Annotated in this window: 5 protein-coding genes and 1 tRNA gene; 4 read left to right on the top strand and 2 right to left on the bottom strand. The window is 56.5% G+C overall.

Going from position 1 to position 7,206, the window contains the following annotated elements; all coding sequences use genetic code 11:
- Positions 1-82 precede the first annotated feature (82 nt).
- Both ACWIUF_RS06970 and ACWIUF_RS06975 read left to right on the top strand, forming a co-directional pair.
- Positions 83-1,303 (top strand): hypothetical protein, encoded by a 1,221-nt coding sequence (locus ACWIUF_RS06970; RefSeq protein WP_448571564.1) that lies wholly within the window; start codon positions 83-85, stop codon positions 1,301-1,303.
- 33 nt (positions 1,304-1,336) lie between these two features.
- Positions 1,337-1,419, top strand: a tRNA-Leu gene (locus ACWIUF_RS06975).
- A gap of 37 nt (positions 1,420-1,456) precedes the next feature.
- Here ACWIUF_RS06975 and ACWIUF_RS06980 read toward each other — a convergent pair.
- The gene (locus ACWIUF_RS06980; RefSeq protein ID WP_448571565.1) at positions 1,457-3,442 is read right to left on the bottom strand and encodes an FAD-dependent oxidoreductase; all 1,986 of its coding nucleotides are present in this window, start codon (positions 3,440-3,442) and stop codon (positions 1,457-1,459) included.
- 444 nt (positions 3,443-3,886) lie between these two features.
- Between ACWIUF_RS06980 and ACWIUF_RS06985 the strand changes: the two genes are divergently transcribed.
- Positions 3,887-4,432: a thermonuclease family protein gene (locus tag ACWIUF_RS06985; protein ID WP_448571566.1), complete on the top strand. Its 546-nt coding sequence runs from the start codon at positions 3,887-3,889 to the stop codon at positions 4,430-4,432.
- A 49-nt stretch (positions 4,433-4,481) separates the two neighbouring features.
- On the opposite strand, the gene ACWIUF_RS06990 is transcribed toward ACWIUF_RS06985, so the two are convergent.
- Complete coding sequence (locus tag ACWIUF_RS06990) at positions 4,482-5,312, bottom strand: class I SAM-dependent methyltransferase (RefSeq protein ID WP_448571567.1); 831 nt, start codon at positions 5,310-5,312, stop codon at positions 4,482-4,484.
- Positions 5,313-5,497: 185 nt separating this feature from the next.
- Between ACWIUF_RS06990 and ACWIUF_RS06995 the strand changes: the two genes are divergently transcribed.
- Positions 5,498-6,994: a M10 family metallopeptidase C-terminal domain-containing protein gene (locus ACWIUF_RS06995; protein WP_448571568.1), complete on the top strand. Its 1,497-nt coding sequence runs from the start codon at positions 5,498-5,500 to the stop codon at positions 6,992-6,994.
- The last annotated feature ends 212 nt before the right edge of the window (positions 6,995-7,206 follow it).

The raw sequence follows: 7,206 nt of genomic DNA on the forward strand, positions 1-7,206 counted from the left end.
CGGGATGTAGCAGCGGCTCAGGTAGTGAGGCAGCGCGGGATTGCAGCGGTGGGGCACATCGTCAAGAAGCTTGGTGAGGGCAATGTCTAAGACACCCTGTGAGCCAAGAATCCCCGCGCCTTTAGGCCGGGGAGTTGTCAATGTTCAGGTTTCGCGCTATTGCCAACTGCTGTGTTTGCTGTTTAGCCTGACCCTAGGGGTTAGTCGCCGTGCCCAGGCGGTAACACCGATCGGGGCCGAAGCAAGTTTGGTATCGCCTAGCGAGGCTCAGACAGCCCCTTCTCTTGCGATCGCACCCGATAAGCCCAACCCACGCGTTCCCGTTCCCGTGGCGATAGGACCCGATACCGCTGCGGTCGAGGCCAGTGAGCGGTCAATCATCATTCTCTCGGACGCGGAACCCGATACGGCCAACACCCAGGCTCCTGATACTGAGGTTTCTGATACCGAAGCTCCTGATACCATCCCACCTGTCATCACAACGGAAGAAGCAACCGATGAAAACAGTTTTATTGACCCAGAACTTCAGCAGCAGGGAGATCCAGAATTAGGGGTTTTACGGCTACGGGAACGGCCTTTGCAGAAACCCACGCAGCCCAAATTTGTATTTTTAACCGGTAGTTTTAGCTATTTCCGCAGTGACAATATTCTCTCCTCGGAAATTGATACGATCGGCGATCAACTCTTGGGAGGACGCCTGATCCTATCAGCCCGCCCCATCATTGGCCCCCGAACCCTTCTCGTAGGAACGCTGGAGGGAAATCTAATTCGCTATGGCGATCTTTCAGACTTGGATTACAACGGGTTTGGCTTAAAGGTAGGCATTCGTCACTTTTGGTCGCGACAAGCCTTCAGCGAATTTAGCTGGGATAACCGCCAACTGTTTCTTGATAATGACGGCGATCGCTTTTTGAATGATCACTCCCTGCGTTTGTCCCTGTTTTACCGAGTTCCCCTGGTTTCGCGGCTGAAATTGGATAATTACTATCAATTCCGCTGGAGCGTGACCGAGCCCACGGATCGCAGTCGGCTTGTCAATCGCCTAGGCACCGTCCTTGGCTATGACCTCACCCCCACCATGCAGATTGGTTTAAACTACCAATACGATCTCACCCACTTCACCCAACGCGATCGCGAAGATTCCTACCACCAGGTGATCGCCCAGTTCAGTTGGGACCTTTCCCGCGCCATCCAGTTCAATATTTATGGTGGCTATAGCTTTGGCGCATCTAGCGCCTCTGATGTCAATTTCAATGGCAGCATCCTGGGGGCGGGCATGAGCTTCAACCTGCCCCTCTTCTGAATCTGGCCATTAGCCGATATAATCCCAATAGGCGGCGCTGTGGCGGAATGGTAGACGCTACGCACTTAAAATGCGTTGGGGGTAACCCCGTGTGGGTTCAAGTCCCACCAGCGCCATCGGTTTCTCGATAGTCTTGAGTCGCGGGCTGGCGGTTCAAATTTGCAATAATCCCTCGGGTTGGACCGTCAATAGGGTTCGTTGTTGCAGACCCTCCTGGTGGGCGATCGCGTTAGCCGCCAGGAAGCCACTGCTAATCGCCCGCTCCATCAGGCCACAGGGGAAGGGCATTTTCACCCAATCTCCGGCAAACAGCAGGTTAGGGACAGGGGTGGCGGTGGCCGGACGATCAGCGTAGCTATTGGGGGGGAACCCCGCAAAATTCTTTTGGTTTACCAGTTCCCGATGCAGGACCGTTGCCCCCCGCAGGCTGGGGACAATTTCATACAATTCCTGCTCAAATGCAGTGAGTAAACTTTCCTGGGTGGGGAATTCCTTTTCCTTGTAACAGTAGGCGTGGAGTTCCACCACACTGCCCCCGGTACGGGCCGCCCAGTCGATAAATTGCCGTTGGATACGGTGGTAGAGGGTAATACTGTCGGTCAGGCGGTAGCCCGATAGGGAGGCGAAATTGCTGTGGGACCAGGGGAAATCACGATCGAACCAGAACCGACCGACGGCAAAGGGATCGGCGATCGCCAACTGGGCCACCTGTTGCGCCACCGTCGCATCCACCGCCCCTGTGGATAGCCGCAGGAGTTGCTGTACCCCCGGCACATCGGCAGCAATGACATAATAATCGGCCTGGAGGGTGGTATCCATCGCTGGGGTTTGGCGAGCGGCGCGGGGGTGGCTGACCAGTTGCACCTGATCGCCTTGGCGGGCTTGTACCTGGAAGCGGGGCAAATCCCGTTTGGCTGGACCACTAACCACCTTACCGGTGCGATCGTAGATGGCACCGTGGCAGGGACAGTGGAAACTGCCATCTGCCTGGGGCTGGACGGTACACCCCTGGTGGGTACACGTAAGGGACAGGGCCGTCGGTGGTTGGGTGCCTGGGTTCGCCGCTAGGGCAAAGACCCGATCCCCCGCCCCCACGTATTCGCGATCGGGTGTAATGGCTTGCCAATCCTGGTTCAAGAGCGGATTGGTCTGCACCCAGAACGGCACACGACTGCCGGCCTCCCCCTGGGTATAGGTCAGGGAGGCAATTTGGCCATCCTGCCAGTTCAGTGCACTGACGGTCACGTCCGTTAGAATCGTGCCACCGTTGCGACGGATCGCCGCCGCGATTGGGGCCACCAGGGAAGTGCCCATGTCATCACGGGTGCCATTAAAGGCCAAGCCTTCCGGGTTGCCGAAGAAATAGAAATGGAAAAACTGCAATAACTCGGCCACACTCAACACATCGGGGGCATTGAGGCTCGACTTGGCAAAGGGTAAAAAGTAGAGGTCATACAACCCCCTGGGGAATTCGGCGGCGGCCCATTCCGCTACCGACAGGTGATCGAGTTGTTCATAACTCCGTTGCGGATTAAACCCCGTGATGGCCCGGAAGACTTGCCAGTGGGCTGGCTTCGTTAGATCAATACCCCATTGCCAGCGGTTCGATGACGAAATGGCCAAATCGACAATATTCCAGGGAAAGGTGGAGTGGCTAGGCCGGAAGACCTCCGGGGCATAGCGATCGCGGTCCCGAAAGACGACGGAATAAAACTCCAAAGATTGGAAATTCTCCGTAATCGCCAACTCCGCCACTAGACTTTTTAGGTTGTAGTACTGGGGGAAAAAGCCGTGGAAACCATGCTCCATCTTGAAGGTGTCCTCCCCCACCTGAATCTCCCAACTGGCAACCTTGCCCCCCAGTTGCGGCGATCGCTCTAGGAGGGTAACGGCAAACCCTCGCTGACTCAGTTCATAGGCCGAGGCCAGACCCGCCAGACCGCCCCCAATGACAACCACCCGCTTGGGTTGGCTGAGGCGATAGGGCAATTGCAACGTATCGGGCTGGAAGCGATGGGGTTGGGGTTTACTCAACCGGGTATACCCCACGGTACCGGCGATCGTACCAATCCCTAGCAACTTGAGCACACTGCGCCGTGAGAGGGTTAAAGACGACGGCAGGTCTGGAAATTCACGCATGGGTAATATTAAACTCGATCCTCACACAACGGGTTTGCCTTGGCGCAGGCGTGACGGGAGAACGGGCATCCCACACTCACTAGCGCTCTGGTGGGCGCGAGGCAAGGTAAACTTTGATAGTCTATAACAATCATTGCTGGCTTGGGGCGACTGTCACGATTAACACCCTCAACTCAATGCGATGAATACTCAATGCGATGCGCTCTTAACACGAGGGCACTTCCATACTTGGTGAGGTACCGACTAGGGGCTTAAGCTCCTGGTTCACAAGGCTTGACAGGATTTCATTAGAGCGGGAAGGGCTGTAGGGCACTGCGATTAATGCGATTAATCTGAGATGGGGCACTTGAACTGCCCCCACCGACGGGATACGGGATTTCGAGGTGCCCACTATGCACTCAGCATCACTTACGCTAAAGACGGGTTAGGAACAGGATCAGGTTCATGCGCAAATTCCCAGCAAGGGGCTACTTCGGGATACTGCTACTCACGCTGAGCTTGATGCTCACCGCTTGTCAGTTACCGACCCCACCCCAGGGCACGATCGTGCAAGTGCGACGGGTCCTGAGTGGGCAGACGATCGAGGTATTGGGGTTAGGCAGCCAGACAACCCTTGCCCAAACCGTGCGTCTGATTGGCCTGGATGCGCCGGATCTCGCCCAGGAACCGTGGGGAGCCGAGGCCAAAGCCTATCTAGAAACCCTGATCAATCAGCAACCCGTCCTCGTGGAACTAGATGTCCAAGCCCAGGATACCTATCAACGCTGGCTAGGCTACCTGTGGCAAGGCGATACCTTCCTCAATGAAGCGATCCTCAAGGCCGGGTATGGCTTGGCCGTCACCCGCGCCCCAAACCTGAAGTACCGCGATCGTCTGCAAAATGCCCAGGACTATGCCAGGGTGATGGGTCAGGGCCTGTGGAACCCGGATAACCCCATGCGGCAAACGCCCGCCGAGTTTCGGCGACAACCGCCCCGATCGCCCCAATAGTCCCCCGTGTGGATCAAGTCGCCATTGACGATCGCGGTCGGCAGGGTATTTAGCTAGGATCAACCGTCGCTGGGGGACGGGTCGCGATCGCAATATCCTGAAAACTGTGGGTTGACGATCGGCCACACCAGGAACCGTAGTGGATGGGTTCTAATAACTCCAGGCTATTGCGTTGATACAGTTGGCGCACATAGTCCTCAGCGTAGGCCACCGCTGCTTCCGGGTTATGGGCATCCGCCACCCAGCTATGATCGGCGATTGCGTGATCAAACCTAAACTTGCTGTGTCCCGATGCCATGAGTGCGATCACCTCTGGATTGCGCAAAAAATAGGTAATAAAGCACCGTCCTCCCGGTTTTAGGGTACGGGCAACCTCAGCCAAATAATTGGCCATTGCCGCGGGTAATAGGTGCGTAAAAATTGACGTGAGAAAAATAAAATCAAAACTGTTATCCGCAAAGGGAAACCGATAGTTCTGGGGTTGGATTGTCCCGGTGGGATTATAGAAACTGTTATAGACATCCACCCGCTGAAAGTGGAAATTGGGGAAGCGACGGCTAACCTGAGTCTGACACCATTCAATCCCGGCCTGGGTAATATCAAATCCCCAATATTCCCCCTGGTGGTTGAGATAACTGGTGAGGGGAACCGCCATCCGGCCTGTGCCGCAGCCCACATCTAACACCCGATGGTGGGGTTGCAGTCCACCTAACACGATAAAGTGTTGGCGAAAATGTTCGCCAATGGCGTGGAAGTCCCCCCCACCCACGGTATAGCCAGCCCCTTGGGGTGGGGTCAGAAACCGCCGCCGAAACAGCAAACTGCTGGCCAGTAAACGGTTAGCGTGAATCAGCATCAGGTTGACGATAGAACTGGACACCCCCGTGGCTAGCCCAAATGTAGGCTATTTTCATTGTTGCATCCTTACCCTTATGCTCCAACCCATCTTGGCTCGGCTTTGGGGGGTATCAAGGTGCTCAACTTTATAATGGGGGTAAAATAACGCACGCCGTTCTTCATTTCCCCGAAATCGTGAATTTATCCCTAACTGACTTACGAGTTCCCATGCCCACTCTGCGGTGTGGTTGTGGTTTCTGCCGCTTGGGCCGGCAAGGCTTGCATGTGGCTGAAATGCCTGCGCCCTTGGCCGCGATCGCCCGTCGTCAGGCCCAACAAGGGAGCGGGAATGAAGCCATTGATGTCCTGTTGGGTCGCCTGGACAATGGGGAATTGGCTCGTCAACCCGTCGGTCCCAACGGTCGCATCACGTTCAGCTTTGTAACCGCCGCCAGTGCCGACTCCTATCCGGCGGCTGAAGATGAAACCAATATTCGGGAGGTAAATGGGCGGATTAAGGAAAATGTGCGCCAAATTTTGCGCGATGGGTTTGGGACGGTCCTGCCGCTTACCTTTGTGGAAGTGCCCGACTCGCCCGCCAGCCAGATTCGCATCATGTTTTCCGAGGGACCGGGCCCGACGGGCAATGCCTATAGCTACTACCCGGGTACCCCTGAGGTGGGGGGATCGATTCACTTGCAAGCCAATAACGAAGGAGATGCATTCACGGCCTATTCCAGTGGTCCTGGGAGTTTTGGGTATGCCACCCTCATCCATGAACTGGGCCATGCCCTCGGTTTGAAGCACCCTGGTAACTATAATGCGATCGCCGATGGTGACAGCGCGATCGAGCCACCCTTTCTCAGCTTTGAGCTAGACCATACCCGCAACACCGTCATGTCCTACAACCCAGACCTGACGGGCTTAGAGCCAAGTACCCTGATGGCCTACGACATTCGGGCTTTGCAATTTCTCTATGGTGCCCGCCATGACTTCGCCAACGGCGATACGGTTTACCGCTTTGATGGCAATAGTTTCCCAACGGCCATTGAAACGATTTGGGATGGCGGCGGGACGGATACGCTCGACTTCACGGGCCTCCCGGCGGGGGACTACCGGTTTGATATGCGCCCAGGGGGGGTGCTGACCAGCCGAGCAGCGGCAACGGCGGTGACCTATGCAGCGACATCGGACCCCACTGGGACCCAATACCGGACCTTTAGCTATGGGCGGGTGATTGCCTTTGACGTGACGATCGAAAACCTATTGGGTTCGCCCGGTCGTGACGAAATTACCGGGAATGATGCCCCCAACCTAATTGCCGGGGGACCGGGCGATGACACCCTCATTGGCAATCGCGGCTCTGATACCCTGCGGGGCGGGAAGGGCAATGACCTGATCCGAGGGGGCAAAGGGCTGGATGCGCTTTTCGGGGATGATGGGGATGATACCCTGTGGGGCGATCGCGGGGCCGATACCCTGACTGGCGGAGCCGGACGGGATTTGTTTGTCCTCGCTGCCGGCCAGGGTCCCGATACGATCGCTGACTTTGAACCGGGCGTCGATCGCCTGGGGTTAGCTAATGGGCTTGAGTTTGGGCAATTACGCATCACCGCGGCTGAGGGGGACACCCTGGTGCAACTAGCCAGCAATGGGGAAGCCGTTGCCCGCCTATTGGGCATTGCACCGGATCTCGTTACGGTAGACAGTTTTACCTTGGTATAGGAGGCGTTCGCTGCCCCCCTCCCTCGGCCTGCTCGCCCCAAAGGGGCGAGCGTTACGGAAAAGCTAGGTTTGAGGGTTTAAGCCCCGCTCAGGGAATGGGGGTGGGGGAAGGACCCTCAACTCACGTTGGTTTAGGATGAGGGGACATTCACACTGTAACAGCAGGACTTACCAGGCTTCTTCGGGTTGGTCGGGGGTAATGAGGGGGGAGG

The organism is Trichothermofontia sp., assembly GCF_053493415.1.

Coding starts and splice junctions, on each gene's coding strand:
- ACWIUF_RS06970 (WP_448571564.1), top strand. CDS start 83: ATGTCTAAGACACCCTGTGAGCCAAGAATCCCCGCGCCTTTAGGCCGG.
- ACWIUF_RS06980 (WP_448571565.1), bottom strand. CDS start 3,442: ATGCGTGAATTTCCAGACCTGCCGTCGTCTTTAACCCTCTCACGGCGC.
- ACWIUF_RS06985 (WP_448571566.1), top strand. CDS start 3,887: ATGCGCAAATTCCCAGCAAGGGGCTACTTCGGGATACTGCTACTCACG.
- ACWIUF_RS06995 (WP_448571568.1), top strand. CDS start 5,498: ATGCCCACTCTGCGGTGTGGTTGTGGTTTCTGCCGCTTGGGCCGGCAA.